Here is a 25,349-nt window from a genome sequence, read left to right on the forward strand (position 1 = left end):
TGCATCATTTTGCAATTCCTACCTGAACATTTCTGAAACGTGCTGGTGCTGTTGCATGCCCAACGAACATTGTCTGTCCGGGTTCACCCTTGCCACAATTGGGAACACCATAAAGATGCCAATTCTCCTTGTTGCCTATGGCATCACATTTATTCCAGAATTGGGGTGTGATATCGGCATAGGTGGGATTTTTATAAACTTCTGTTAATTTACCATTCTCAATCTTACGTGCAAGTTCACAGCCAAACTGGAAATTTAGTCTTTTATCGTCAATGGACCAGGATTTATTCGTAGTCATAAATATACCCTCTTTGGTATCGGCAATCATATCTTCGAGTTTCCATTCACCAGGTAAAAGATTTATATTTGTCATTCTTATCAGTGGTATTCGATTCCAACCATCAGCCCTCATATTCCCGCTTGATCTGGCATTAACCACAGGGGCTGTTTCCCTTGAACTCTGATAACCAACGAATAACCCATTTTTTATTAAATACACCTTCTGCGCCGGTATGCCCTCATCATCCCAGCCAAATGTTCCAAGACCACCAGGGATTGTAGCATCTGCTACAATGTTCACAATATCAGAGCCATATTTTAGGTTGTTCAATTTTTCTGGTGTCATAAAAGAGGTGCCGGCATAGGATGCCTCAGTTCCTAAAACACGGTCAAGTTCAGTGGGATGTCCACAGGATTCGTGGACCTGGAGAACCATCTGGTTGGAATCAAGTATCACGGTGGTCTTCATTGAAGGACAGGGCTTTGCACTCAAAAGCATTATAGCCTCTTCCCTCACCCGTTCTGCATTTTTAATCAAATCCAACCCTTCTATAAATTCATATCCTGCCTGTCCATAATCATCATACGAACGAATCTGCAACTCGCCTTTGTCCATTGCAAATGCCTTTATCCCACCACCAACATAGGTAAACTCCTGAATTATTTTAGAACCTTCCGTGGAATAAAAATAGACCTTTACCCGGCGAAATGACATAAAGGAAAATCTTGTTTTTATTCTTTGATCGCCAGAGATTTCTTTATCACATTTAAGTAGTAAATCAATCTTATTGCTTATCGGAAGTTTGAATGGGTCGATCTTTATTTCAGTTCGGTACGAACCTTTCTGTGGCTCAATTGGGCTCAAGATTACCGGACTTCCTTTTATCTTTGCCGATGCCTCGGCAATCAATAGGGCATTCTTTGCCACACGGTTACCTTCAATATTATTCACCATGTTTGAAGAAGCAAATCCCCAGGCGTTATTTTTTAGCACCCGTACTCCAAATCCCATATCAAAGGTGTGGGTGAGGGCCTCAACGATTCCATTTTTTACCATTATGCTTTCGGTTTCCTCCTGAACAAGGCGAACATCTCCGTAAGTTACTTTCTTTAAGTTTAAATTATCAATTATATTCTTTAATATCTTTTCCATTTTCTACTCCTGTGATTTAACTATAATCATTTTTTTATAGTCGTCAAGGGTTTGGATAAAATAGTATAAAAAAGAGATAAATATCTGCTGGAATTAAAAATTGGTGTTGCGCCTGAGTTTAAAAATGCCAGCGCTATAAAAATACGATTAAGGATTGAGCGGAATTCTTATTAAAAACTCCGTTCCTTTGCCAACCTTAGAATCGACGGTTATCTTCCCATCATGAATATCTATGACTTTTTTTACAAATGCCAGTCCCAGTCCGGTCCCTTCTTTTTTGTTAGAATAAAACGGACTGAAAATATTTTTTATCATATCTTGTGGAATTCCCTTCCCGGTGTCAGCAATAGATATTAAGATTAAATCTTCTTCTATATCAGTGGTTATCCTTATCCCGCCGCTTGAGCCCATTGCCTCAACACTGTTTTTCAAAATATTGATTATTGCATTGAGCATCAACTCATAATCAGCAGATATTTTTCCCTGATATTTATAATTTTTTTCAACTCTTATTTCAGAAGGTATATTTGATTTCTTTATCCCTTCTTCAATCAGATCCGGTAGTTTAAATTCTGTCTTGATAAATCTCATAGGCCGGGCATATTCAATTAGACTGGTAATTAGATTATTCATTATATTACATTCTTTGATAATCTCTGAGGGTTCTTTTTTCCCTTTTTCGATTAAATGTGCAAGACCGGTGATTGTAGCAAGTGAATTTCTGAATTCATGGGCAATGTATGCTGAAAGTTCAAGGATTTCTCTTTCTTTCTCTTTTATTTTGTTGAATATTTCACCAAAGGTTGTAGAAACAAAATCTTCTTTTTTCATCTCTATGCCATACTTCCGGGCGACACCTGCAACATACTGCATTGGCAGGAAAAGATTTCTTAGCAAAAAAACACCGAGGAATGATATACAAATCAAAGAGAGGGTAATATATATCAAATGCCAGCGGAAGACATTATCAATAGTAGCATAATTTGTAAGGTTAAAGAGATACAAATAAAAATCAGGCTGTGGATTATGATAGACGATATCATTAGATACTTGCATAATATCCCCTGGTGCAGGCAATTTAGAAAATTTTTTTGTTTCATCAAAGATAATCCCGGGGATTATTACCGACATAGCAGAATCATAGATCTTTCTATTCAGAGAATCACTGATGATGAGTCTGCCGATATTAAAAGATTCAGAGATTAATTTTAATGCCTTTGCACTATCTGGATTATTTAAATAATATCCACAAAGGCGTGCTATAGAGTAGATTTTTTCCTGATGATAATTGAGAAATGTTTTTCTTAGTTGGGTGCTGATGTATAAATTTATTATAGCCAGAAAGATTATCAAAAATATAAATATTGCCGAGACTATTGCAATGTCCCGGGGATAAGAGTTTTTTTTTGCCATCTATTTTTATTTGATTATGGTGAGTCTGCCTTTACTTCTCTCTATCCTTTCTGTCTGTAATTCAATCACATATATATACATACCACTTACAACATCATTACCTTTTTCATTCTTTAAGTCCCAGAATGCACACCTTCTATAGATATCAATCTCATCCGCGGTATCAAGAACTCTTACCCTTTCTCCCGCAATATTATATATAGTAACTTTGAATGGTGGAAATTGACCACCTAACTCTGTAGTATCTGAAGGTGTATATGAAATCACCACACCCTTTCCCCAGGATGGTAAGCGGTCAACCCTGAAGGGATTGGGATATGAGGCAACCCTTCCCAAGAATACAGGGCTTATCCAGAAGGATGCGGTCATTATGGAATCAGCAGGTCCGATATTATAAACCGTTACACCGCTTGCGGAATCACCATAAAATCTGCTTGAAGGGATTGAACCATCATAAAATCCGATTGTGTCATTTTTCCAGAGGTCTTCCGCTCTACCCCAGGTTGACCTTGGCAGCAAGAATCCTTTATCACCATCCGCCTGCATAATACCTACCAGCGGATGGTTTTCATTTTGGTTTGTAGTTCTTGAATCATCAACATGGAGAATAAGTAATCCATCACCCGGAAGTGAACGGTCAAATCCAGTGCGGTATCTATTCTCAATCAAAAAGTATTCTCCAGTGCCACCGGTACGATCATTCCAATCCGGACCACCCGGGTCTTCAAGCATCCTTATTACAAATGGACTTTTCGCTGAGCAGGGAACCTGCTGGCTTTCTAATTTGCTGATACCCGATCTCTCTACTGCAGTCGGTGTGAGCCAGCCCAGTTGATATTTGCACCAGGAAGATAGATGGGCTGGTGTATTTCCTGGAAGGTCTGAAGAATTGATCCTGCCCCAGGAACCTGCTGCCATCAGACAAAACAAGCCAATTCCATTTGTAGAATAGTCTATATCATACAAATCTGGTAACCCAAGGACATGACCGAATTCATGGACAAAAACCCCCACGGTAATTCTTGAAGGCGGATTAACAAGCCTTTCGGGTTCCATTGAATAGTAATCAACCTTGACACCATCCTGGGTTTGATATGGTCCCGGACAACTCGTTCCGGTATTGGATAACTGCCACTGATGTGACCAGATGTCATTTGGACTACCGGTTTCTTCTGCACCCGGTCCAGCATGGACGATAAATATACCATCCACTATTCCATCACCATCGCCATCATACTGAGAAAAATCAACATAAGGGTCAGCGAGTGCACAGGCATCCTCCACCAGTTTCTGGACATTACGGGGATAGTCACTGTAAAATCCAAATGAATCGCCGACATAATAAGCATAATTCTGTGGTGCACGCACCCATCCGACAATATTACTTTGCTTGCTTATCGTAAATTTTCCATATGATACTTCACTGTAGTATTTGCGCATTGAATTTTCATTCTCACCATAGATCAAAGAATCAAATCCTGATTTGGGATATTGTGCCACATTATCTGAAAAATCCACAAGAATCACAATTGCCTTTTTTTCACCAAGCACAGGTTGAATAAATCCTGGGCCCCTATTCATCAAGGCAGGGAATTTTGGTGGTTTAATCGGTGCCCTGGTATATGGGCTCGGTGGCATTGATAATAAAATAAAAATTAGTGGAATCATAATATCAAATTATATTCACATACTTCTGAATGTCAATAATTGAATATCTTGATATTTTACGCACGATGAAGTTCACTATTATCAAGATAATCTATGGATAAAGAAAATATTTCATATAGCATTGGCAAGCCAATGCACTCCTAAAAAATAGCAGGCGTAGAGTATATTGTCTAATAATCCAAATCTTTCTGGTAATATTCCACTTTTATTTTTTCTAAAAATTTCTTTTCCGATTGCTCATTCCTTTTATAAGCAATCCTTCCTGCATTAGATATTGAACCAAAATAAAAACGATTAAATGCAAAACTGAAAATAATGCCTGCATCAACATATTCTTTATTTTTGATTGAATTATACATTAAAAATCCGCTCAAAAAAGTGAGAATGAAATCCTGAACTCCACTTTTAATATCACCCGCATACACTTCACCCATTCCTGGAAAAATTACTGACAATAACATTGCCCTGGTGAGTGATTTTCTTGGCATTTTTATATACCTTTCTATCTCAGTTGTAAGATTTTTATCTGTATTTTTAAATTCGCGCAGGGCATTATAATATTGGTGATTAAATAAATAACCATAACCGGTCAATCTTTTCTTCAAAAGATTATCTTCGCTGATTGGTTTCAAAATATCAATAGCAAGACTATAATTTTCTGTATTAATAAGTTCTTTAGCGAGCAACATTCGCGATTCTGAATCAATATTTGAAAAATCATTTAATAATTTTTGCGTTTCTTCATAGCCTGAGAAAAAATCTTTATAAAGGAGTGTAATTGTATAATGCAAACGCAATTGCAGATTTTTATATGAAGTTGAATCAAAGAAAAATAATCTCTTATACTCAATCAATGCGAGGTCATATTGCTTATTAAAGAATAAAGATTCAGCAAGGAAAAATTGGCTGAAGATAAAAAGTATCATCTATTAAAAATCAAATCCCGATATCTTACATCTTCGTAATAATTGTAGTTCCGCACAGCATTTATTCCGCCGTATATATTGCCGGCATAAAAAATAGAGGTGATGCCGAGTGCAATATAAAATTTTGTATCTTGATTTCGGGAATGATAATAGTAAGAAACTGCCGCACCAGTCCCGATTACAAGCATTGAATAAATCCCATCACCTACCCTTCCGCAATAAAAATTTCCACCACCAGGGAATAAAGATAATAACCCGCCGAGTATCGGATTTTTATGTCGGGGCAGGGGTTTTGGCAAATCAATAAACTCACCTGCCTTTGTAAAATTAAATTCACCCGCATAACTCAAGCCGATATAATGCCTTGCCTTTTGTTCATTAACTTTATCTTTAAGCAAATCTCTGACCTCAGGATAATTTCCTTGTAATAGATATATCCAGGATTTTGTATATAATACTTTGCTGGTATCATCAAAATACTTTAAGGCAGAGTGTGCTTCATCATATCTCTTCAAACGCACCAGGCAGTCAATCAATTTTTCACTAACTTCTTGCTTATTGCTGTCACTTAAGAATAAATATCTGCGGTATTCATTCAATGCTGAATTATAATCGCCTTCAAGGTATAGATAATCAGCAAACTTTAAAATCTTTTCAGGGTTGTATAATTCTGATTGGAAGAAGATAAAAAAGATAATCATTCTATCGGCTCAATAAATATCTCAAATGGCTTTTTAATCGGTTCTAAAATATAATTATTTTCCACGGGGTCACATACTTTATTATCCTTTATTCCTGAATAAAATGTGTCATAATAATTTATTGCGGAAGGATTGCAACGCATCAAGCGGTCTGCAGAGATTAATGTGCCCCAGAATAGCCCATACTTCTCAATTGCATCTGCTGCAAAATGTGAACACGAAGGAGAGAAATTACAAACATCACCCTGGGCAGGTGAAATAATTTTCTGATATAACTTGATTGTGGTTTTAAATACTATCTTTACAGGATTTGTCTCTTGGGGTGGCTGGCTAAAAAGCAACAAAATCAATATAATCATCTTAAGTATTATATAAAAAAAATTTAAATTTGCAAGACAGAGGGATGGTTTTACTTGAATTAGTTTTTTAGATTGTGTGAATAACCTTCGGTTTGACTTTCTTCATTCTTGACAACTATTTGTTTCAGTTTATAATAGAAATATGGCATTTGTGTTTTGGGGACTCCTGTTATTAAATCAGTATGATTTTACTATTGCACGTCTGAAGTATGGTGGCGGTGGGGATTGGTATTGTGACCCAAGTTCCTTGCCCAATCTACTAAAGGCAATAACTGAAAGAACAAATATTCGTGCAGCACCCAAGGAGGTCGTCATAGAATTGACCAATCCCGATTTATACAAATATCCGTATCTTTACATAACGGGTCATGGGAATGTTAAATTTACCGATGAAGAGATAAAAATTTTAAGGAATTATTTGATAAACGGCGGTTTTCTTCATGCGGATGACTGCTATGGAATGGATTCATCTTTCCGGAAAGAAATGGCAAGGGTATTCCCTGATTCTCCGTTAATAGAATTACCCTTTGACCATCCCATATACCATTCTTTTTATGATTTTCCAAATGGACTTCCCAAAATCCATGAGCATGACAATAAACCACCCCAGGGTTTCGGCATATTTTATAACAATCGCCTTGTGGTATTTTACTCTTATGAAACCGACCTTGGAGATGGCTGGGAAGACCCGGATGTCCATAATGACCCACCGGAGAAAAGAGAGCAGGCACTAAAAATGGGAATAAATATTGTTGTATATGCATTAACACAGCGATGAAGGTAATTGAAAAAAAAGTCAATGAATTTGCACAGAAACAGGGTTTTATTAATCTCTTTTCTTTAATCCTGTTCACGCTAACTACATTTTTAATTTGTATAACAATTTCCCTATTTTTATTAAAATCACCCTTATATGGGTTCATCGGACTGATACCCTTAGTATTTTTCCGTAAAAAGAATTTTGAAGATTGGGCGAAGGATTTTGACAAAAGGATTGGTGCAAACGGCGAGATTGTAAGCAGCATACAGTTATCCCTTATTCCGGACAATAATCGTGAAGGGTATTCAAAAGAATTGATAAATGCTTTCATTGAGTCCACCGAGAAGAAATTTGGGAATATTGAAATCAAAAAAATTCTGGAAAAGAAATTTCTAAACTGGTCATTCTGCTTTTTTCTAATCTCATTGCTCTTTATGCTCTTGTTCCCGGCATTCTTGCCGGGCAGATTCTGGTTTGCGTTGAATCATAAGATTGAATTTACTGTTATGCCACCATCAGGAAAATTTAATCGTAATGATAATGTTGAATTAAAACTCAATCTTTTTGGACCTTATATCCCGAACAAAGTAGTACTTGTTTATAAAACCGAAAATGATATAAAAAGATTTGAATTACCAGTTATTGACGGTAAGGTGAACAAAAGAATTGAAATACTTGAACCATTCAATTATCATTTTGAATTTGCCGGTATGAAGACCCTTGATTATAGAATTACGGTAACCAAACCAATATATATGAAAGAGTTGACTTTCTATATTCAATATCCTAAATATACAAAGTTGGGTGATGAAATAAAGAGTGATCGACAATTGATTGTTCCCGTAGGAACACAAGTAGAAATAAAGGGAAAGGCATCTCAGGTTTTAAAACAGGCGAAATTATTATACAATGATACAACAATTCTTAATTGTGATGGAGAATCATTTTCTGGAAGGTTTAAAATCACTGCGAGTGGAAAGGCAAATCTTATGATCGTTGGAGAAACCTCTCATACTGAAGAAATATCAATCTATGCAATACCCGACCTTGCACCACTGGTAGAAATTTTCTATCCCGGTTACAACATAAATATGCCGCCAGATATGAAAATTACACTGGGAATAAAATGCAGTGATGATTACGGTTTAAATAAAGTGAATTTAAATTATCAATTCAAAGAATCAAAAGTAATAAATTTGAAATTTAAGAAAGATAGCGCTGAAGATACTATCTTTTATGAATGGGATTTGAATGATTTAAAAATGCTGCCCGGGGACAGAGTTTCTTATTTTGCTGAAGCCTATGACAATGGCGGTCAAAAAGCGAAGAGCAAAACATATTTTATCTATTTCCCCACAATGGAACAGATATATGAAGAAGTAAAAGGCAGAGAAGAAATGGTTGTATCAGAATTAAGAGACCTTGAAAATATCCATCAGGAAGGAATGAAAGAAATAAAAAGGTTGGAAGAGAAGTTAAAACGGGAACGGGATTTGTCCTGGCTTGATAATGAAAAAATTAAAGAAGTAATAAATAAAGAAGAAAATGTTCTAAAAAAAATTGAAGAATGGCAGAATGAATTGAAGAATACGATTGAGAAATTAAAGAGTGGAATACTCCTTGACCAGAAATCAATTGAAAGACTCCAGGAGATTACGAAAATACTTCAGGAAATTGCACCTGAAGAGCTGAAAAGGGCGCTTGAAAATTTAAAACAGGCAATCAATAAAAATCCTGAAGAATTAAAAAAGGCGATGGAGCAACTGAGAGAAACCCAGGAAGAACTCGCAAAGGCACTTGAGCGAACATTGGAATTATTAAAGAGGTACCAACAAGAAGAAAGATTAAAAGAACTTGCAGAGAAGGCAAGAGAACTTTCTGAACAGGCAGAAGATTTAAAAAGGCTTGAAGAACTCAAAGGCATGGAAGGATTAAAAGAATCCCTTGATAGTCTCTACCATGCAATTGATAGCCTTGCAAAGGAAATTGATAGACTATCTGAATCTGAAGGTCTTGAACAGGAAATCTCTGATCAGTTAAAACAGGCATCAAAACAGGCAAAATCAATGTCTCAAGGGGGCAATCCTGAAGATCTTAAAAAAGGATTGAATAAATTATCAACGGATTTACAGAGATTATATGAAGAATTAACAAAAGGCAGGATTGCAAATTTGAGAAGAAATCTTCTGGAAACATTGAATCAACTTATTGAATTGTCTAAACTTGAAGAAGAATTGCTGAAATTAGAAAAGATTGATCCGGATAGGCAATCAGAGATTGCAAGTGCAACAAAAGAAGTGGCAGAGAGCCTTTATGCACAGCAGGTAAAAAGTATTTATGTTGGGCCCGAGATTGGTAAGAGATTGGGCAAGGCATTGAAAGAAATGGAACTGGCGTCTTTAAATACTGCAAATACAGGTAAATTCCATGCCCAGGAGGCAATGAAGCAATTGAATCTTGCATCTTTGTCAATCCTTCAAAGTATGAAAAAGGCTGGAGAAGGTAGTGGGTCATCAACTGGTATGGATGAGTTCTTGAAAAGTTTGTCATCATTGGCACAAAACCAGATGGGTATTGGGCAATCAATATTCAGTCTTTTCCCTATTCCGGCGAGTGGTTTGACTCCGGAGCAAATGGCACAGATTCAACGACTTGCTGGGAAACAGCGTGAACTGAGACAGGCACTTGAATCACTCAAAGGCTTACCTGAGGCAGGAAAATTTCAGGAGCTATTGGATAACCTTGCGGAAGAAATGAAAGAAACCGAAGAGGCATTGTATCAGTATAAAATAGATAGGAAACTCATTGAGCGTCAGCAATTAATCATATCAAGATTACTTGATGCAGAAAGATCAATAAGGCAGGAAGACTGGACAAAAGAACGAAAAAGCAAACCCGGTGAAGATATAAAACGTCTATCACCTGCTCCTTTACCACAGGAATTGGGACAAGATGAATTAATGGAAATAATCCAAAAGGCTTTGAAGCAACCCCATCCAGTGGAATATGAAATTTATATACGGGAATATTTCCGGGCATTGCTGGAGCAGGAATGATTATTTTAATTCTTTTCTTAAGTCCAATAGATTCCTTAAAAAATTTGATTGAAGTCAAACCGGAATATCCATATATTATTGAATTAAACGATGCATACCGTAGATTGGGATTATTTGATAGCGCAAATTATTGTTTAAAAAAATATGAAAATAGATTTGGATTTGAGGAACAAGCAGAAATAAATTACCTGATCGGTGAAAATCTATTTTTCAAAGGTGAATTATTATCTGCAAGGGAACAATACTTAAAAACGGTGGCAAGATTTTCCAATGCAAGGTATGCCAACGAAGCCCTGGAAAGACTCCACATATTTGAGTCTGCCCGTAAAGACACAACTCAACTGAAAAGGCTTGCAAAATCTATTTACCTGTACGAAATTAACGAACTGAAACCGGCTGAGGATAGTTTAAAAAAGTTTGTAAAAACCAATATCGGTGATTTTGCTCTATTCTATCTATCACTTGTATATATCAAAAGAAATGAACTTAATCATGCGTTGTCTGCACTTGAAGAATTGAAAAAAGAATTTCCCGCGAATCGTATCCATAGGGCAAAGATTCTCGTCCCTGAGATATATATAAAAATGGGAAAAGTACAGGAAGGTTTGAACCTGCTGGAAGAATTGGTTGTAAAATATCCAAATTCTCCAGTAGGCATAAGGGCAAAAGAAATTCTAAAAAATTATGCCCAGAATTCACATTAACTTATGGATTACTTGACATTTGCAAAAAATTATATATAATCTCTCACTTTACAAGGAGGCAACATGGCTTATAAGATTACAGAAGACTGCACAGCCTGTGGGCTTTGCGCACCGGAGTGTCCGGTTCAGGCAATAAGTGAAGGTGACCCGATATATGTTATTGATTTCAATAAGTGCGTGGAGTGTGTTGGACATTTTGATGAACCCCAGTGTGCTGCTGTCTGCCCGGTGGGTGCATGTGTTCCCGACCCCGCTCATCCTAAAAAATAGTCAGCAGTAAGTGGGTTGGAAAACTGGTAATCTCCTATTGACAAAAGATAAATTTGGCATATAATTTTATTGCTTTGATGTGTTAAAATGGGCCTATAGCTCAGTTGGTTAGAGCGCACGCCTGATAAGCGTGAGGTGAGTGGTTCAATTCCACTTAGGCCCAGTAAGCGAGAAACAAGGAGGTAAGATATGAAAAAACTCGCAACACTTCTGGTTATCGCAGTGGCAATTGCGATAATCGGATGTCAGGCACCACAGCAGGTAAATGTGGTGACGACCGAACAACTGGACGCAGCAAAGGCCGAGATCAGTGCCCTGAAGACACAGGTTCAGAGCCTTCAGACTGCACTGGATTCATTAACCGCTAACTATAATGCACATCTTGATAAATATCATAAAGGTATGCCTAAACCACCAACCGGTGGAACAGGTGGTGGGACGGGCGGTGGATTAAAACCACCGACACAAAAATAGGGAGGAAAACATGAAAAAGCTATTAACCTTAACATTACTTACTGTCTTGTTTATTTTCGTTGGGTGTGAAAAGGAAGTTTCTCTTGAAACACCCAATGTTGACTACACAGTAAAAACAAGCGACCAAGGTGCGACACTTTCATTAACATGGGATGAGATCACTGATGCCGATGGATATTTAATCTATGCAGACGGGGTGGTTATTGATACGGTGACAACCACTTCTTATGATGCAACTGTTCCAGCTGCAAAATATGAAATTTCTGCCTATGCAGGTGACCAAGAGAGTGGTAAAGATGCAGTTGATTGCGGCGCAGTTGAAACTGCTTCATTAATTGTTTGGGGTAGCTCAGATCCCGATACAACACATCCAAGTGCATTTGGTTTCAATGCACAGGGCAATGCAGTAGCATACTCACTTTCTAATGCCAATAATCATCCATTGATTGATTACTGGATTTACAGCACAGCAGGTGGAGGAACCATTAAATTTGTTTCACCCAGCGATCGTACTCCACCACTGAATAATGAAGTAAACGCTACGAAGAATAGTGGTCAAACCAACTATGATAATGTAACTATAGCTGACGCCCCGGGTGGATATTCAACTCAAACTGATATTCAAAGTGGTGCAGTCTATTATTTCTTTATTGATCCAACTAATAACAATTGGGATGCTTCAACTGATCATTTTGGTAAAATTCAGGTAGTAGGAATTAACGGTGTTCAAGTTACACTCAAAATTGCTTATCAGCCAATCGCGGGATTACGTTGGTGTGTTGTAGAATAGGATAACGGACTTTAAAAAAGGGCGGGCTTCTTGCCCGCCCTTTTTATTTTATAATCTTGACTTCAAATATATATTTATTATAATTGTAAAATGAAAATTACCATTGCCCAATTAAATCCAACGGTCGGCGACATAGATGGCAATTTAGATAAAATAACTCAAACAATAAAACAGGGAAAAGAGGAGAATACCGACCTTGTGGTTTTTCCGGAATTATTTTTATCCGGTTATCCACCCCAGGACTTGCTTGAACGAAAATGGTTTATTAAAAAGATTGAAAAGGCTATAGAAAAAATTATTAATTTATCTTCATTTTATCCCGATATTGGTATTATTTTTGGGGCACCAATGTTTTCTAATAAAAATACCGGAAGGGGATTGTATAATTCAGCAATCTTCGTTCACCGCGGTTTGATAAATCATATTCAGCACAAATCACTTTTACCAACCTACGATGTGTTTGATGAAGCGAGGTATTTTGACCCTGCGGATGAGATAAAACCAATAAAATTTAAAGAAGAAATACTTGGCATTTCTATATGTGAAGATGCCTGGAATATCCCAGAATTGTGGCAGAGAAAGGTTTATGACCGCGATCCGATCGAAATACTTGTGCAAAAAGGTGCAAATATTTTAATAAACATTTCGGCTTCTCCTTTCACAATGGGGAAAGAAGAAATCCGTTATAAAATTCTGCGGAGCCATGCAAAAAAATATCACATTCCATTTGTCATTGTAAATCAGGTTGGTGCGAATGATGAATTGATATTTGATGGTAGGAGTATGGTGATTGATAAAAATGGTGAACCTGTTGATGTCCTGCCTGCATTTGATGAGTGTATCAAGACCATTGAAACAGGTTCAAGAGGAGATTCAAGAAACTATACACCACTTGACCATATTGAAAGTGTATATAATGCACTTATTCTTGGTGTGCGTGATTATGTGAAGAAATGTGGTTTTAAAAGAACGATTCTGGGACTATCTGGTGGCATCGATTCAGCGGTTGTTGCCTGTATTGCGGTGGAAGCAATCGGCAAAGAAAATGTCATAGGTATAACAATGCCCAGTCCATTTTCCTCCGCAGGTAGTGTTGAAGATTCCAAGAAACTTGCTGAAAATTTAGGGATTGAATTAAAAATAATTCCAATAAACCACATTTATGAATCATATCTTAAATCTCTTAAAGATGTATTTAAAGATAAAGCATTTGATACAACCGAAGAGAATATTCAGGCAAGGATACGGGGTAATATTTTAATGGCACTTTCAAATAAATTTGGTTATCTTGTTCTAACTACAGGAAATAAAAGCGAACTTGCAGTTGGTTATTGCACACTCTATGGCGATATGAGTGGTGGGCTGGCGGTAATTGGTGATGTGCCAAAAACGATGGTTTATAAAATTGCTGGTTTTATCAATCGTAAAAAAGAGATAATTCCATTTCCAATTATAAAAAAACCTCCTTCTGCTGAATTAAAACCTAATCAGACCGACCAGGACACATTACCACCTTATGACATTCTTGATCCAATTTTACAACTTTATATTGAAGAAGGCCTATCAAAAGAAGAGATTGTAGCAAAAGGTTATCAAGAAGAAACTGTGGATTGGGTGATAAAGGCAGTTAATAAGAATGAATACAAAAGGCGTCAGGCACCACCGGTCTTAAAAGTCACCTCAAAGGCATTCGGATTGGGAAGAAGAATGCCAGTCGCAGCAAAGTTTTAATGAGACCTGAGAAGGTAAGGCAAGGTTTTCTTCAAGAACCGATGGTTCTTTCAGAAACAGCGCTCAGCCTTGCATAAAAATAAATGCAAACCTAAAGGTTTGCCCTACAAGAAATTTTAAAAATAGTCAAAAAAAGGCGGGCAAAAGCCCGCCGTTGTAATTTTAGCAAACAAGTTAAAACCCAATCTGTAACGGGTATCTAATTCCACCCATAATATTAATAGGTATTTTACTATTCCCCTGAGCAGGTTTTATATAATTCAAATTACCTTCAAGATAGCCTATCAGTCCACTAAACCCAAATTCTGCACCGAGACCACCCTTGAAAACTATAGCACTGTCTTTCTCATAAGAGAACCCAGTGACAATATATGGTTGCATCATAGTAGGTAGAGGCAGTACTAAAAGCAGATCAGAACCAGTGAAAACACCAATTTTCATAGGAATACCAGCACTGAAATCTACTTCAACGAGATATCCCCTTGCTTTTAAAATAGGTAATAAATTTATAATTAAATCTGCCTTTAAACCCAAGTATGCACCGCCCCCTTTTTGGTCAGTGATATCCTGATACGCACCACTTAAACTCAGTGATAAACCATAAAGACCATTAAGCATTACTGCAGCAACTGCTACTGCAAGTAGTTTTTTCATTATTCCCCCTTTTATTTATTCTGCATTTTTAATTCCTTCTCAATTTTATATTGCTATATTATCTATTAGCCTTGTCCTTCCAAAAAAGACGGCAAGCAATATCCGATCACCCTTTTTAATAAACCTTACCGGGGTCAAATCATTCTTATCTACAATCGCAATATAATCAACCTGGCCACCTTTTTCTTCAATCATCTGCCTCATCTGTGTTATCAAATATTCTGGACTTTTGATATTCTCTTTGTAGAATGAATTCCTTGCCCAGGTCAAGGCCTTATAAAGGATTGTAGCATTAGTCCTTTCTTCAGCACTCAAATATGTATTCCTTGAGCTCATTGCAAGTCCGTCCTGCTCGCGCACTATCGGTCCGATAATGATATTTACATCAAGGTCTAAATCCCTTACCATTCGTTTAATGATCATTGCCTGCTGATAATCTTTTTCGCCAAAAACTGCAATATCTGGTTGTACAATATTGAATAATTTTAAAACTACTGTTGCCACACCACGAAAGTGGCCAGGCCTTGATTTTCCACACAGAATAGAACTTAGTTCTTCTACCTCAACATAAGTCTTGTAGCCATCAGGATACATTTCTTTTACTGAAGGATAAAAAAGCATATCTACCTTTTCTTTTTTTAGCAATCCTTCATCCCTTTTTAAATCCCTGGGATAACGATTAAAATCTTCATTCGGTCCGAATTGGGTGGGATTGACAAAGATTGAACAAACAACATAATCGCTATGCTTATGGGCAATTCGGATCAGAGAAAGATGCCCTTCATGGAGATAACCCATTGTCGGCACAAAACCAACGGTTTTCTTTTTATACTTAATTTGTTTTATTAATCTTTTAAGTTCGGCAATTTTCTTTACGATTTTCATTGTATTATTTATTTTACTTTACCAACAGGAATTTCCCATTTATTATGTCTTCGCCAATCTTTGCCCTATAGAAATATGCTCCATTAGCAAGATTTCTATTCCCAGTCGTTATGTCATATGTAATAATATGCCTTCCTTTATCGTATGTTCCTTCAAAAACATTTAGCCTCTGGCCGATGGCATTGTATATTTCTATCTTTACATTTGCAGGATATGGCAAGTTTACTGAGAAGTTGAGAATTCCCTTTGTTGGATTGGGATATATTGCAAAACCATTTACCGTCTGGGCAATATTTTCAAGTACTGCAACAGGAAGGATTCTGAAAGAGTATAACTGGGGCGGCACATAGGATGGAGAAGTTCTCCTGATATTATGGGTATTCTTTGTAAGTATATAGTAATAGATTGTATCCCCTGACGATTGTGGAGGTATATATCCAGCATAAACACCAGCGGTATCTGGAACTGCGCTCAATGGGACTGCCGTAAAACTCGTCTGGCTGTTTTTCTTATAAAATACAAGACTTGACTCAGGTCTGAGACTGCCTGATGTTATTATCCTTGCACGGACCCTGTAAGGTGTAGAAGTATTATATGTATCAGTAAGTCGGCTATGGGCAATATGAATAAATTCTGATTTCGGCACCTGCATTGTGATACAATGTATCGCACCACCAGAATTCGCCATAGATGAACAGTTTATTCCAATAACCTGATATCCAGGCAGATATTGCTGGTATGTATTCAACGCCTCCTGGTCAGTTGATAAACCCCAGGTCGGCACAAGGATTCTATTATTTACAAAGAGCGAATTCAAATATGTTGGCGGGGCATCTGATGTTGACCAGGGCATTACAATTCTGACAACCCGATAAGGAAATCCTTCGCGGTTTTTACACCGGCTGATTGAGTCGGCGCGATTATCAAGCACTGTATCATTAGGATGCCCTGCGGCATAGTCACCGACCATTACAAGTGTATCATTCAATATTTTTGTCCACAAATCAATATGACCGGTATATTCAGTGAGAATCCTCTTCACCGGTATCGTCTGTTCAAGACCGCTATATTCGAGCATCAACTGATTGATCTGTGCCGGGGTATAACTTGGGTTTTCTTCATAGATTAGACTACTGAAAAATCCGGTACCATGTCCATCGACCATGAAATTACCACCCGGGTGTTCAAGGGGTGAGCCATAAACCTGTATTCCCCATGCCTGTCCAATTCTCCAAGGTATTGTATCATCATACGGTCTGGGACGATTGTATTGAAAGTCCACAATTCCTTCAGTATTATCCTGTTTTCTTATAAACCATGGACCATAATCTCTAATCCAGACCGAGTTGTAGGGAAAAATATGGAATCTTACACTATCTAAAGGCACACCACCGCTTGTCAGATAACTCTTTACACTATTACTATCCGAGCAGATGATATATGCCTTGCAGGTCGGAACAGTATAGCGTACAATCTCGCGCAAAATAGAGGCATAACTTGTCCAGGTTATAAATACACCACGCAACGGTTCGTATTCAGCAGGTGTCACAACAAATCCACCAGGCGGGGCAGTTATTATATGCCCTTTACCAATCTCATCAACCCTCAAACTTTCTTCTGCGGTCATCCATTTTGGCAGAATTTCTGAAGGTTCTTCAAAAGAGAATAAAACAAAAAAGATTAAACCCATAAAACCCCCTTATTTTAAGCCTATTTTTTCTAAACTATCTAAAAACAAATTTTTTATTTCTTCAAGCCTTTTTTCGGTTTTTGCCTCAAACCGCAATACGAGAACGGGCTGGGTATTTGATGCCCTGACCAATCCCCATCCATCACCGAAATCAACACGGACACCATCAATGTCAATAATTTTATATTTGTTTTTGAACTCGGACTTTAATTTTTCTACAATCAAAAATTTCTTATCGTCAGTAGTATCAACTCGGATCTCAGGCGTGGAAAAATATTTTGGTATTTTTTTAGCAAGTTCAGAAAGTTTTCTCCCTTCGCTGAGTATCTCAAACAGCCGCAAGGACGCATATACGGCATCATCATAACCAAAATATCTATCGGCAAAGAATATATGTCCCGACATTTCACCTGCGAGGGGTGCATTCTCTTGCTTCATCTTTGCCTTTATTAACGAATGTCCGGTGCGATACATAATCGGCTTGCCACCGAGTTCTTCAATCCTTTCAATCAAACCCTTTGAGCATTTAACTTCAAATATAATCTTCGCGCCGGGTTGATTCTTTATTATCTTTTCAGCAAAGATTGCGAGTAGCATATCACCCCATATGATATTCCCACTTTCATCTATTACACCGATTCTATCACCATCTCCATCAAGCCCTATGCCCACATCAAACTTTTCGGATTGGACTTTTTCAATCAATTCTTTTATATATTTCTCAACTGTTGGGTCTGGAAGATGATTGGGGAAATTGCCATCTGGCTCTTTAAACAATATTTTAAAATCAGCATTAAGTTTTTGTAGTATTCTTTCCATGATTGGTCCACAGGTGCCATTTCCTGTATCAATGATGACCTTCAATCCTTTTTTTATTTTCACTCCGCTTAATAAATAATCAATATAAGCCGGTACAATATCTTTTTTATCATAATCTCCTTGTCCTTTTTTAAAATCTTCCTTTTCAATTATTTCTCTAATCTTTTGAATCTCTTCACCGTAGATTGCTGTCTTATTCACACAAACTTTACAGCCATTAAATTCCTTGGGATTATGGCTTGCAGTAACCATTATGCCATTAGAAATATTGCAGTGGAATAACGAAAAATAAAGGACCGGCGTAGGAACAGTACCAATGTCAATTACATTAATTCCAGATTCACGCAGGCTTTTTATAAAAATCGCCATTATGCGTGGGGTGGAAATGCGAACATCTCCACCAATGACCACGGTATCATGCTTATTTATACGGTAATATGTACCGAGACCGCGTCCGAGTAATTCGGCATTTTCGTCATTCAAATCATTATCGGCAATGCCCCTTATATCGTATTCCCTGAATATTGATGGATTTATCATAATTGTGATTCTATATTTTCTATAACTTCTTCAATTATTTTTAAGGCGATATCGGCTTCATTTTTGGTAATAATTAATGGCGGAGAGATTCTGATTGAATTAAATCCAGCCCCATAGAGGATCAATCCTCTTTTAAAACACTCACCAGTTATAACTTCTTTGATATTCTTCCCATTCTTAGTAACAACTTTTGGAAAATGTTCTTTAGTTTCTTTGTGCCGAACAATTTCAAGGCCGATCATCAAACCCAATCCCCGTACCTCACCAATAATTTTATGTCGGTTCATTATTTCAGTCAAACCGTTTTTCAGATACTCCCCGATTACTCGTGCATTTTCAATCAACCCATTCTCAATCAATTCCAGAGAAACGATTCCTGCCGCAGCAATCACAGGATTCCCACCAAATGTAGAACCGTGAGAGCCGGGCACCCAGGCACGAGGATCAACTTCGGGATCCATCAGTTCTGCCCTACCAACTGTAGCACTCATTGGTAATCCCGAGGCGATTGCCTTGGCAATTAAAATTATATCCGGTACTACATCTACATGGTTACAGGCAAACCATTTACCGGTTCTACCCAAGCCACTTTGAATCTCATCAAATATTAAAACAATTCCGTATTTATCAGCAATTGCGCGCAAGGCAGGTAAAAATTCTGGTGGTGGAACGATATATCCACCTTCACCCTGAATTGGTTCAACCATTATCAATGCAATATCTTCGGGGTCAATCAACCTTTCAAATATGACATCGGTTAAGTATGAAAGACAATAAATTAGCGGAACTCCCCCAAATTCTTTTCTTATACACTCGGGATAGGTCTGGTTGAAAATGCAATGATAACAATAAGGATATGGGATATGATATACCTCTGGGATCAATGCTGAAAAGTGTGCACGCTGGACCTTTTTGCTTCCCGACATTGTCATCCCTGCAAATGTCCTGCCGTGGAATCCGCCTAAAAAAGAAATCATTTTCGTTCTTCGTGTATAATAGCGTGCAATCTTTAAAGATGCCTCTATTGCCTCGGCACCAGAAGAACCAAAATATACTCGTTTATCAAAGTCACCAGGAGTAATTTTTACCAGTTTCTCGGCAAGTTCAACTTGAGGTTCATAATAAAAATCGCTGCCCGAAATGTGAATTAACTTTCTTATCTGTTTATTTACCGCCTTAATTACCTCAGGATGGCAGTGTCCAGTGCCAACAACGGCAAATCCTGCACCAAAATCAAGATACTTTTTGCCATCAATGTCCGTTATCCAAGCACCTTTTGCCTTATCCACAACAAGTGGTATTTCCCTTGTTCTTGTATGGGCACCAAACATTACCTTCTTATCACGATTAATTAGTCTCTTGCCTCTTTTACCAATATCTGGAGATTTATAATTTATGTATTCCATAGAACTCCTTGTTTAATTTTTTATAAAGATTCATTCTGATTTTGATTGTTTTTGTTTTTCAATCGCCTGGATTGCTTCTTCGCGTGTACTATAAATGTTGGGCGAAAACCTCGCCTTTAAAGAAGTGGTGCGCACGGTCATCCTCGCCCAATCTTTTGTTCCATAACGGGCAAAACCAAGCAAGTATATTACCACTGTATTCTTTGCCACTTCACCATAATAATCAGCGACTTCGGCGTGGACCAAAAGATTATCAATATTTGATATCATATACACCTTTTTTCCCAATTTTTGGAAATATTTCTGATATTCAGCAAAAAATTCATCAACATCCTGCTTGGTCTTTATCTCCCAGTGGTCTTCGGTAAAGACAATGTTTAATTTCTCATCATATTCAAAGATTACCTTGCCTGGCATATACTTCTCCTTCGTAGAGTATTATATTAAATTTAGCACTATTGTCAATGATAACTTTATACTTACAAAGTTAGATGGACTGGGTACAAATTAATGTACTTTTCTCCGATTAGATTGCTTTAAGTAATTAAAGACCGTTAGGAAAAAATTGAGAATGTGCACTAAACAGATACCTTGACAATTGTTTTATTTTAAATAGAATTGAGTATGATGCTTAAAGAAAAGATAGCCCTTGTCACTGGTGGTGCCAGTGGAATTGGGGCAGCGATTGCAAAAAAATTTACTGAAAGCGAAGCAATAGTTATTATTGTTGATGTGGATGAAGATTTGGGCAAGGCAACTGCATTAAGTATGGGAAACCGGGCTCATTTTTATCATCTGAATATTGCGGACGAAAAGTCTGTGAATGACACTATTGATAAAATAGCGAATGATTTTGCAAAGATTGATATACTGGTGAACAATGCTGGTATCACAAATGACAAATTGTTGATACGTATGACAAAAGATGATTGGGACAAGGTAATAAATATCAACCTTACAGGGACATTTCTGGTGACAAAGGCAGTTGTCAAATATATGATGAAACAGCGCTTCGGTAAAATAATTAATATTGCATCCGTAATAGGTTTGATCGGTAATGCCGGACAGTCAAATTATGCGGCAAGCAAGGCAGGTATAATTGGATTCACAAAATCCTGTGCCAAGGAATTTGCCTCAAGAAATATTACAGTGAATGCAATCGCCCCGGGGTTCATTGAAACAAGAATGACCGAAAAATTACCAGATGAAATAAAACAAGTTTATTTCAAATTAATTCCCTTGGGCAGGTTTGGTAAACCAGAAGATGTGGCAAACCTGGCACTATTTTTAGCCTCGGACCAGGCAGATTATATTACTGGTCAGGTGATCGCCATTGATGGCGGAATGGTTATGTAAAAAGAAAGGAGAGAAAATGGCAATATTTGATGAAGTCCGAAATATCATAGTGGAACAATTGCATGTTCCACCGGAGAAGGTAAATTCAGACGCAAAATTTATTGAAGACCTTGGTGCAGATTCTCTTGATACAGTTGAATTGATAATGGCATTTGAAGAAAAATTCAATATTCAAATTCCTGAAGAAGATGCACAAAAACTTGATACTGTAGGTAAGGCGATTGCCTACCTTGAAGACAAATTAAAATCGCAATGAAGAGGGTTGTAATTACTGGGCTTGGCGTAATAACACCGCTGGGTAATGATCTTAGATCTACCTGGAATAATATGCTCCAGGGGAAAAGCGGTATTGGTTTAATAAAATCCTTTGATACATCAAAACATACAGTGAAGATCGCCGGTGAAGTAAAAGACTTTAACCCAGAAACAAAGCTTGATCCCAAGGCAATTAAAAGACTTGACCGATGCGTTCAATTATGTCTGTGGGCAGCCCTGGAAGCAGTTGCAGACGCCCAGATTGATTTTGAAAAATATGACAAGACTGATATTGGTGTCATTATTGGCTCCGGGATTGGCGGTTTATTAACCTGGGAAGATGAACATATCAAATATATGAATCAGGGACCAGGAAGGGTATCACCATTCCTGATTCCAATGATGATTCCGGATATGACTTCTGGTTATGTCGCGATACATTATGGTTTAAAAGGTCCAAATTATACTACCGTTTCTGCCTGTGCCTCCGGCGCCCATGCTATCGGGACAGCATTCAGGGAGATAAAATTAGGAAATGCCTCTGTTGTTATTACGGGTGGTGCTGAAGCACCAGTAACACCATTTGCATTAGCAGGATTCAGTAATATGCGTGCACTCTCACGAAGGAATGATGAACCGGAGAAGGCTTCAAGACCATTTGACCAGGCAAGGGATGGTTTTGTAATGGCAGAAGGCGCAGCAGTATTGATATTGGAAGAATTAGAATTTGCAAGGAAGCGCGGGGCAAAGATATATGCTGAAATTGTAGGATTTGGTGCAACTGGTGATGGTTATCATATAACTGCACCTTCACCTGAGGGTGAGGGCGCGCGTAGGTCAATGGAAAGAGCAATAAAAGAAGCAGGCTGCCAGAAAGAGCAGATAGATTATATCAATACCCATGGCACTTCAACGGATCTGAATGATAAATTTGAGGCAAGGGCGATAAAAGACCTTTTTGGACCACATGCTCCAAAGATTTATCTAAATTCAACCAAATCAATGATTGGCCATACCCTTGGTGCAGCAGGTGCGATTGAGGCTGTTGTAACTGTCTTATCAATCTATGAACAAATTCTCCACCCTTCAGTAAATCTTGAGAATCCTGATCCCGAGTGTGAAGGATTGAATTTTGTATTAAAAGAATCAAAAAAGGCAAAAATTGATTATGCACTCTCAAATTCACTGGGATTTGGTGGACACAACGCAACACTTTGTTTTAAGAGATTTACTGAATGAAGTTTTTTGATGAAAAAAAATAAGGTGGTGATCGGGGTGGGTGGAAATATTGGTTCAGGCAAGACAACAGTTGCAAAGATATTCCAATCTTATGGAATGAAATACATTTCTGCCGACCGTATTGGGAAAAGTATATTGCCAGAAATTGCTGATCAATTAAGGTTATATTTTGGTAAAGACATATTCTCGGGTAAAAAAATAGACCGGCGAAAACTGCGTAGTGTCGTCTTTTCTAATAAAAAATATCTGAAAATTCTTAATAACCTCTCGCATCCAAGATTGATAGAAAAAATAAATAAAGAGATTGATGGTATAGATAAGGGAATGGTAGTTGTTGATGCTGCACTGCTTTTTGACTGGCCCGCATTGTTGAAAAAAGTTGATTTTCCAATTCTCGTTAAGGCGGCGATTGAAATTAAGCAAAAAAGGGCGCAAAAAAGAGGAATTCCAAAGAAAATATTCTTCTCCATACTTAAGAGCCAGAAAAAAGAATCCGAAATGACGAAGGCTGCAAAATATGTTATAGAAAACAACGGCACGCTTTGGCAACTCAAAAGGCAGTGCCAGAAGATTGTAAAGGAGTTAAAAAATGATTGTTGAATGCACACATTGTCATTCAAAGTATAATGTTGATGAGCATAAAATTCCTGCCAGTGGTGTGAAGGTTAAATGTCCAAAGTGTCAGAATGTGATTTTAATAAAAAAAGAAATTCCACAACCAGTACCTGAACCCCCAAAAATAGAAGTTCCACCCCCACCACCAAAAGTAGAACCACCCCCACCACCAAAAGTAGAACCACCTCCTTCGCCCAAAGTCGAGCCTCCACCGACTCCAAAGGTTGAAGCACCAACGCAGGTTTCTGTTCCAGAACCCCCTGTTACATCTCCACCAGAAACAAAAATCCCCGAACCACCTACCGTTGAAAGTCCAACCACTTCACAGGTTGAAGTTATTTCAAAACCCACACCATCGCCACAGCCTGAAATGAGTGAAGAGGACAAAAAATGGCATGAAAGGGCAAGGAGGCTTGCCAAGGCACTCGCTTCAGACCTTGTTCTGTATAATCAGGAAAAAGTGGAACAGGGTTTACGGGATGGAACACTTGTGCAACTTCTTGGTGCTGAGATAAAACGCTCCTGGGAGTATTACTGCCAGCAAATACCAAAGCATATTGTAGAAAGCACGGACTACTTCAGAGAACAGTTGAATAAAATTGTTGGGAAGGGAAAAGAAATCTTCAAATAGAGATATTTATTTTGTTTTCTCTCTTTTTGTCAGAACCCGATAATAAATAAATAAAAAAACCAAAAATATTCCAGTAAAAAAGATAAACATTAAACCCATAGGCAATAAATGTGAATCATATACATTAAACCAATATATATCAAGCGCAGCATAAGCAACAATCAATTGAACAACTGAAACCATGATTATCAAAAGATAAATAGCCATTGGTTCATGATATCTATTCCTCATTGCAAAGAATGATATCGCACATATTATTAACGATATTATCTGGGAAAGGATTCCAAAATAAATGAAGGAAATCTTGGGACTCCATCCATCAGGATTCCCCCTGACATCAAAGTGGGTTGCAATCTTATCGGGCAATTGAGGATAAAGCAAAATGATCATTATCAGTGTGAGCATGAAGATTGTCTCCGGAACCAATAGTATCAGTGGACTTGCCTTCTTTTTTATCGTTTCGGGCTCAGGGTTTTCCTTAATCAGTGTTGTGCCAGTAGTTGACCTGAACCATTCTAATAAGCGTTCAGGCTTTTCTGGTGAAATCGCATAGTATCCATTTTTTGATTTTATAATTAAGACATCTTTCAATCTTGTTAACTGACAGTTGATATTTCCATAATCTTTTGTAGTATAGATGCCATAATAACCAAATAATCCTCCATTGCCCAATGACCTGATAGGTTTTAATTTATAAAAGTCATCAACTTCAAAAATGCCTTCAATTTCACTAATTGGAATTGAAATCTTTGTTCCTATAACTTTTTCAATAATGAAATATGCCCCCTGTATATAATAACTTTTAGGGCTTAAAAGGTAGCTGATTAAGACTATAGAAAGCATTAATAAAGCAAAAATCCAACCGTAGGGGATATTATTTATTAAAAAAAAGAAAGAAAAACAGACCAATAAAATACTTGTAATTATTGAGGTTATCAGCGCCAATCTATCAAGTTTTGCAGGTTTAAATTCCAT

25 protein-coding genes and 1 tRNA gene are annotated in these 25,349 nt (G+C 37.5%); 13 read left to right on the forward strand and 13 right to left on the reverse strand.

Going from position 1 to position 25,349, the window contains the following annotated elements; translation table 11 throughout:
• Positions 1-4: 4 nt before the first annotated feature.
• From ABIL69_04800 to yidD, 6 genes are all read right to left on the reverse strand, one after another.
• Positions 5-1,432, reverse strand: coding sequence for a TldD/PmbA family protein (locus tag ABIL69_04800; protein ID MEO0123305.1), 1,428 nt, complete (start codon positions 1,430-1,432; stop codon positions 5-7).
• A gap of 147 nt (positions 1,433-1,579) precedes the next feature.
• The gene (locus ABIL69_04805; protein MEO0123306.1) at positions 1,580-2,845 is read right to left on the reverse strand and encodes an ATP-binding protein; all 1,266 of its coding nucleotides are present in this window, start codon (positions 2,843-2,845) and stop codon (positions 1,580-1,582) included.
• Between the two features lie 6 nt (positions 2,846-2,851).
• Positions 2,852-4,513 carry a M6 family metalloprotease domain-containing protein gene (locus ABIL69_04810; GenBank protein MEO0123307.1) on the reverse strand — a complete coding sequence of 554 codons (1,662 nt, stop codon included), beginning with the start codon at positions 4,511-4,513 and terminating at the stop codon, positions 2,852-2,854.
• A 170-nt stretch (positions 4,514-4,683) separates the two neighbouring features.
• Complete coding sequence (locus ABIL69_04815; GenBank protein ID MEO0123308.1) at positions 4,684-5,439, reverse strand: hypothetical protein; 756 nt, start codon at positions 5,437-5,439, stop codon at positions 4,684-4,686.
• Positions 5,436-6,140, reverse strand: a complete 705-nt coding sequence (locus tag ABIL69_04820; protein MEO0123309.1) for a hypothetical protein — start codon at positions 6,138-6,140, stop codon at positions 5,436-5,438. Before ABIL69_04820 ends, ABIL69_04815 begins: the two co-directional genes overlap by 4 nt.
• Positions 6,137-6,499, reverse strand: a complete 363-nt coding sequence (gene yidD, locus ABIL69_04825; protein MEO0123310.1) for a membrane protein insertion efficiency factor YidD — start codon at positions 6,497-6,499, stop codon at positions 6,137-6,139. The genes ABIL69_04820 and yidD overlap by 4 nt, the downstream gene beginning before the upstream one ends.
• A 142-nt stretch (positions 6,500-6,641) precedes the next feature.
• On the opposite strand from yidD, the gene ABIL69_04830 reads away from it, so the two are divergent.
• The 8 genes from ABIL69_04830 (at position 6,642) to ABIL69_04865 (ending at position 14,284) form a co-directional block, all read left to right on the forward strand.
• Positions 6,642-7,277, forward strand: a complete 636-nt coding sequence (locus ABIL69_04830; GenBank protein MEO0123311.1) for a DUF4159 domain-containing protein — start codon at positions 6,642-6,644, stop codon at positions 7,275-7,277.
• Positions 7,274-10,315 (forward strand): hypothetical protein, encoded by a 3,042-nt coding sequence (locus ABIL69_04835; GenBank protein ID MEO0123312.1) that lies wholly within the window; start codon positions 7,274-7,276, stop codon positions 10,313-10,315. Before ABIL69_04830 ends, ABIL69_04835 begins: the two co-directional genes overlap by 4 nt.
• Complete coding sequence (locus tag ABIL69_04840; GenBank protein ID MEO0123313.1) at positions 10,312-11,019, forward strand: tetratricopeptide repeat protein; 708 nt, start codon at positions 10,312-10,314, stop codon at positions 11,017-11,019. The genes ABIL69_04835 and ABIL69_04840 overlap by 4 nt, the downstream gene beginning before the upstream one ends.
• A gap of 63 nt (positions 11,020-11,082) precedes the next feature.
• Positions 11,083-11,289 (forward strand): YfhL family 4Fe-4S dicluster ferredoxin, encoded by a 207-nt coding sequence (locus ABIL69_04845; protein ID MEO0123314.1) that lies wholly within the window; start codon positions 11,083-11,085, stop codon positions 11,287-11,289.
• Between the two features lie 89 nt (positions 11,290-11,378).
• Positions 11,379-11,452, forward strand: a tRNA-Ile gene (locus ABIL69_04850).
• 26 nt (positions 11,453-11,478) lie between these two features.
• Entirely contained in the window at positions 11,479-11,763 is a 285-nt protein-coding gene (locus ABIL69_04855; GenBank protein ID MEO0123315.1) for a hypothetical protein, read from the forward strand.
• A gap of 10 nt (positions 11,764-11,773) precedes the next feature.
• Positions 11,774-12,553: a hypothetical protein gene (locus tag ABIL69_04860; protein MEO0123316.1), complete on the forward strand. Its 780-nt coding sequence runs from the start codon at positions 11,774-11,776 to the stop codon at positions 12,551-12,553.
• A 90-nt stretch (positions 12,554-12,643) separates the two neighbouring features.
• Positions 12,644-14,284, forward strand: coding sequence for an NAD+ synthase (locus ABIL69_04865; protein MEO0123317.1), 1,641 nt, complete (start codon positions 12,644-12,646; stop codon positions 14,282-14,284).
• A gap of 174 nt (positions 14,285-14,458) precedes the next feature.
• Here ABIL69_04865 and ABIL69_04870 read toward each other — a convergent pair whose 3' ends face one another.
• Genes ABIL69_04870 through ABIL69_04895 form a run of 6 tightly spaced genes read right to left on the reverse strand, consistent with a single transcriptional unit; the run spans position 14,459 to position 20,695 of the window.
• Positions 14,459-14,938, reverse strand: a complete 480-nt coding sequence (locus ABIL69_04870) for a hypothetical protein (GenBank protein ID MEO0123318.1) — start codon at positions 14,936-14,938, stop codon at positions 14,459-14,461.
• 45 nt (positions 14,939-14,983) lie between these two features.
• Entirely contained in the window at positions 14,984-15,823 is an 840-nt protein-coding gene (gene panC / locus ABIL69_04875) for a pantoate--beta-alanine ligase (GenBank protein MEO0123319.1), read from the reverse strand.
• 13 nt (positions 15,824-15,836) lie between these two features.
• Positions 15,837-17,513 (reverse strand): agmatine deiminase family protein, encoded by a 1,677-nt coding sequence (locus tag ABIL69_04880; protein ID MEO0123320.1) that lies wholly within the window; start codon positions 17,511-17,513, stop codon positions 15,837-15,839.
• Positions 17,514-17,522: 9 nt separating this feature from the next.
• The gene (locus ABIL69_04885) at positions 17,523-18,872 is read right to left on the reverse strand and encodes a phosphomannomutase/phosphoglucomutase (protein ID MEO0123321.1); all 1,350 of its coding nucleotides are present in this window, start codon (positions 18,870-18,872) and stop codon (positions 17,523-17,525) included.
• Entirely contained in the window at positions 18,869-20,278 is a 1,410-nt protein-coding gene (locus tag ABIL69_04890) for an acetyl ornithine aminotransferase family protein (GenBank protein MEO0123322.1), read from the reverse strand. Before ABIL69_04890 ends, ABIL69_04885 begins: the two co-directional genes overlap by 4 nt.
• Before the next feature lie 30 nt (positions 20,279-20,308).
• Positions 20,309-20,695, reverse strand: coding sequence for a hypothetical protein (locus ABIL69_04895; GenBank protein ID MEO0123323.1), 387 nt, complete (start codon positions 20,693-20,695; stop codon positions 20,309-20,311).
• A 207-nt stretch (positions 20,696-20,902) separates the two neighbouring features.
• Here ABIL69_04895 and fabG point away from each other — a divergent pair, with 207 nt between their 5' ends.
• From fabG to ABIL69_04920, 5 genes are read left to right on the forward strand one after another with little or no spacing between them, the layout of a single operon-like run.
• Positions 20,903-21,634 (forward strand): 3-oxoacyl-[acyl-carrier-protein] reductase, encoded by a 732-nt coding sequence (gene fabG / locus ABIL69_04900; GenBank protein MEO0123324.1) that lies wholly within the window; start codon positions 20,903-20,905, stop codon positions 21,632-21,634.
• A gap of 16 nt (positions 21,635-21,650) precedes the next feature.
• Positions 21,651-21,890, forward strand: a complete 240-nt coding sequence (acpP, locus tag ABIL69_04905; GenBank protein MEO0123325.1) for an acyl carrier protein — start codon at positions 21,651-21,653, stop codon at positions 21,888-21,890.
• Positions 21,887-23,128, forward strand: coding sequence for a beta-ketoacyl-ACP synthase II (gene fabF / locus ABIL69_04910; protein MEO0123326.1), 1,242 nt, complete (start codon positions 21,887-21,889; stop codon positions 23,126-23,128). The genes acpP and fabF overlap by 4 nt, the downstream gene beginning before the upstream one ends.
• A gap of 9 nt (positions 23,129-23,137) precedes the next feature.
• Positions 23,138-23,728: a dephospho-CoA kinase gene (gene coaE, locus ABIL69_04915; protein MEO0123327.1), complete on the forward strand. Its 591-nt coding sequence runs from the start codon at positions 23,138-23,140 to the stop codon at positions 23,726-23,728.
• Positions 23,718-24,374, forward strand: a complete 657-nt coding sequence (locus ABIL69_04920; GenBank protein MEO0123328.1) for a zinc-ribbon domain-containing protein — start codon at positions 23,718-23,720, stop codon at positions 24,372-24,374. The genes coaE and ABIL69_04920 overlap by 11 nt, the downstream gene beginning before the upstream one ends.
• Positions 24,375-24,380: 6 nt before the next feature.
• On the opposite strand, the gene ABIL69_04925 is transcribed toward ABIL69_04920, so the two are convergent.
• The gene (locus ABIL69_04925; protein MEO0123329.1) at positions 24,381-25,349 is read right to left on the reverse strand and encodes a PH domain-containing protein; all 969 of its coding nucleotides are present in this window, start codon (positions 25,347-25,349) and stop codon (positions 24,381-24,383) included.

The sequence above is a fragment of the candidate division WOR-3 bacterium genome, from assembly GCA_039802005.1.
In the GTDB taxonomy this organism is placed as follows: Bacteria; Hydrothermota; Tepidihabitantia; order SM23-42; family JAOAFX01; genus JAOAFX01.

What these genes read in the sequence shown, in the direction of transcription:
- ABIL69_04800 (MEO0123305.1), bottom strand. Translation starts at nt 1,432, where the DNA reads ATGGAAAAGATATTAAAGAATATAATTGATAATTTAAACTTAAAGAAA.
- ABIL69_04865 (MEO0123317.1), top strand. Translation starts at nt 12,644, where the DNA reads ATGAAAATTACCATTGCCCAATTAAATCCAACGGTCGGCGACATAGAT.
- ABIL69_04805 (MEO0123306.1), bottom strand. Translation starts at nt 2,845, where the DNA reads ATGGCAAAAAAAAACTCTTATCCCCGGGACATTGCAATAGTCTCGGCA.
- fabG (MEO0123324.1), top strand. Translation starts at nt 20,903, where the DNA reads ATGATGCTTAAAGAAAAGATAGCCCTTGTCACTGGTGGTGCCAGTGGA.
- ABIL69_04890 (MEO0123322.1), bottom strand. Translation starts at nt 20,278, where the DNA reads ATGGAATACATAAATTATAAATCTCCAGATATTGGTAAAAGAGGCAAG.
- ABIL69_04815 (MEO0123308.1), bottom strand. Translation starts at nt 5,439, where the DNA reads ATGATACTTTTTATCTTCAGCCAATTTTTCCTTGCTGAATCTTTATTC.
- ABIL69_04840 (MEO0123313.1), top strand. Translation starts at nt 10,312, where the DNA reads ATGATTATTTTAATTCTTTTCTTAAGTCCAATAGATTCCTTAAAAAAT.
- ABIL69_04895 (MEO0123323.1), bottom strand. Translation starts at nt 20,695, where the DNA reads ATGCCAGGCAAGGTAATCTTTGAATATGATGAGAAATTAAACATTGTC.
- coaE (MEO0123327.1), top strand. Translation starts at nt 23,138, where the DNA reads ATGAAAAAAAATAAGGTGGTGATCGGGGTGGGTGGAAATATTGGTTCA.
- ABIL69_04925 (MEO0123329.1), bottom strand. Translation starts at nt 25,349, where the DNA reads ATGGAATTTAAACCTGCAAAACTTGATAGATTGGCGCTGATAACCTCA.
- ABIL69_04830 (MEO0123311.1), top strand. Translation starts at nt 6,642, where the DNA reads ATGGCATTTGTGTTTTGGGGACTCCTGTTATTAAATCAGTATGATTTT.
- ABIL69_04870 (MEO0123318.1), bottom strand. Translation starts at nt 14,938, where the DNA reads ATGAAAAAACTACTTGCAGTAGCAGTTGCTGCAGTAATGCTTAATGGT.
- ABIL69_04820 (MEO0123309.1), bottom strand. Translation starts at nt 6,140, where the DNA reads ATGATTATCTTTTTTATCTTCTTCCAATCAGAATTATACAACCCTGAA.
- ABIL69_04880 (MEO0123320.1), bottom strand. Translation starts at nt 17,513, where the DNA reads ATGGGTTTAATCTTTTTTGTTTTATTCTCTTTTGAAGAACCTTCAGAA.
- ABIL69_04835 (MEO0123312.1), top strand. Translation starts at nt 7,274, where the DNA reads ATGAAGGTAATTGAAAAAAAAGTCAATGAATTTGCACAGAAACAGGGT.
- fabF (MEO0123326.1), top strand. Translation starts at nt 21,887, where the DNA reads ATGAAGAGGGTTGTAATTACTGGGCTTGGCGTAATAACACCGCTGGGT.
- ABIL69_04860 (MEO0123316.1), top strand. Translation starts at nt 11,774, where the DNA reads ATGAAAAAGCTATTAACCTTAACATTACTTACTGTCTTGTTTATTTTC.
- ABIL69_04845 (MEO0123314.1), top strand. Translation starts at nt 11,083, where the DNA reads ATGGCTTATAAGATTACAGAAGACTGCACAGCCTGTGGGCTTTGCGCA.
- ABIL69_04855 (MEO0123315.1), top strand. Translation starts at nt 11,479, where the DNA reads ATGAAAAAACTCGCAACACTTCTGGTTATCGCAGTGGCAATTGCGATA.
- acpP (MEO0123325.1), top strand. Translation starts at nt 21,651, where the DNA reads ATGGCAATATTTGATGAAGTCCGAAATATCATAGTGGAACAATTGCAT.
- ABIL69_04885 (MEO0123321.1), bottom strand. Translation starts at nt 18,872, where the DNA reads ATGATAAATCCATCAATATTCAGGGAATACGATATAAGGGGCATTGCC.
- ABIL69_04920 (MEO0123328.1), top strand. Translation starts at nt 23,718, where the DNA reads ATGATTGTTGAATGCACACATTGTCATTCAAAGTATAATGTTGATGAG.
- yidD (MEO0123310.1), bottom strand. Translation starts at nt 6,499, where the DNA reads ATGATTATATTGATTTTGTTGCTTTTTAGCCAGCCACCCCAAGAGACA.
- panC (MEO0123319.1), bottom strand. Translation starts at nt 15,823, where the DNA reads ATGAAAATCGTAAAGAAAATTGCCGAACTTAAAAGATTAATAAAACAA.
- ABIL69_04810 (MEO0123307.1), bottom strand. Translation starts at nt 4,513, where the DNA reads ATGATTCCACTAATTTTTATTTTATTATCAATGCCACCGAGCCCATAT.